Annotated in this window: 2 protein-coding genes; both read left to right on the top strand. The window is 42.1% G+C overall.

Annotated elements, in window-relative coordinates:
- Positions 1 to 471 precede the first annotated feature (471 nt).
- Positions 472 to 621: a DUF3265 domain-containing protein gene (locus UF06_RS23500; protein ID WP_139046253.1), complete on the top strand. Its 150-nt coding sequence runs from the start codon at positions 472 to 474 to the stop codon at positions 619 to 621.
- A gap of 52 nt (positions 622 to 673) precedes the next feature.
- On the top strand, positions 674 to 905 hold a 232-nt coding region (locus UF06_RS03325), incomplete at its 3' end, for a type II toxin-antitoxin system Phd/YefM family antitoxin (protein ID WP_045569179.1).

Consider the following 905-nt stretch of genomic DNA (forward strand, 5'->3'; position numbering starts at 1 on the left):
CATAACAAACGGTTCAAGAGGGACAGCCAACGCGCGGCATTTTTACCATGCGTTAGTTTTTGTGGTTACGGTGTTATGCGGAAGCTTGGTAATGGCGTTGGCTGCCCCTTAACCGGGCGTTATGTTTAATCACCAAAAATCAGTGGATTATGATTTTTCTTTGTTCCCTCGGCTGATTGGTTTTGTGTTTGTCGGCAAGTTAATTTCAGTGGGCGCGGTTTTCCGGACAATTATTCTTTGGCGCTGGAAATTCAGAAAATTGCCTCAATCAATTTTTGGGCAAGCGCGATGTTGGTTTAGCTGGCTCAATCAGTATTTTGATCACAGGTTTTTGTGCTTGAATTGCCGAAATTCGAAGTCTGTTTTTCAAATCTATGAGTCGTTTCAGTCTTCTGGTTTTTGGCTTTTGTTTGTCAGTCAAAACCGAGTTAATCTTGGTTTTGGTAAAACGTAAGTCATTGAAGCTTAAACATAACAAGGCGTTTAAGAGGGATTCATGCCGCGTGGCATTTTTGGTTTGCGGTTGGTTTTGGTGGTGTAAGTGGTCTGCGGAAGCTTGGTTTATGCGGCATTCACCCCTTAACGCGGCGTTATAACACAGAATCAATTCCTTGCTCGTAAATCTCAATTGAACTACTATTTGTACATTAAATTGTACTAAAAGGAGTTCATTATGAGCCGTATTCACCTTGATCAAGATATTCAGCCTTTGTCTGAGTTCCGTGCTGGCGTTGCATCATTTATCAAACAGATCAATGAAACTCGTCGACCATTAGTCATTACACAACGAGGTAAAGGTGTAGCCGTTGTTCTTGACGTTGCGGAGTATGAAGCAATGCAAGAGAAAATCGAATTACTTGAAGAAATGCGTACTGCAGAAGCTCAATTGGCTGCAGGTTTGGGTG

Origin of the sequence: Vibrio sp. S234-5 (genome assembly GCF_000960595.1) — a bacterium.
Classification (GTDB): Bacteria; Pseudomonadota; Gammaproteobacteria; order Enterobacterales; family Vibrionaceae; genus Vibrio.